The organism is Pseudomonas fluorescens (assembly GCF_000968015.1).
GTDB lineage: Bacteria > Pseudomonadota > Gammaproteobacteria > Pseudomonadales > Pseudomonadaceae > Aquipseudomonas > Aquipseudomonas fluorescens_W.
In genome coordinates this window covers 1-235 of the sequence record NZ_LACH01000115.1, presented here as the reverse complement: position 1 = coordinate 235, position 235 = coordinate 1, and the positions used below count along the sequence as shown (strand labels likewise).

Annotated in this window: 1 protein-coding gene; it reads right to left on the bottom strand. The window is 62.1% G+C overall.

Going from position 1 to position 235, the window contains the following annotated elements; genetic code table 11:
• A partial coding sequence (locus VD17_RS30900; protein WP_046057147.1) for an immunoglobulin-like domain-containing protein occupies positions 1 to 235 on the bottom strand: 235 nt, incomplete at both ends.

The following is a 235-nucleotide window of genomic DNA, read 5'->3' as shown; positions in this document are numbered from 1 at the left end:
GACCGAGGCGGTGTAAACCACTGTGCCGCCCTCGGCCACGCTGCTGGTGGCGGTCAGGGTGACGGTCGAGGTGTCGACCGTGTCTTTGACGGTGGTGGTCGTTGACGCCTTGCTGATGTCGAGTTTTTCGAAGTTGCCACCGCTGGCATCCGTCATCGTTACGGTGAGCTTGCCGGCATCTTTGTAGACGTCGTCGCTTGGCGCCGCGATGGTCACCGAACCGGTGGTTTTGCCG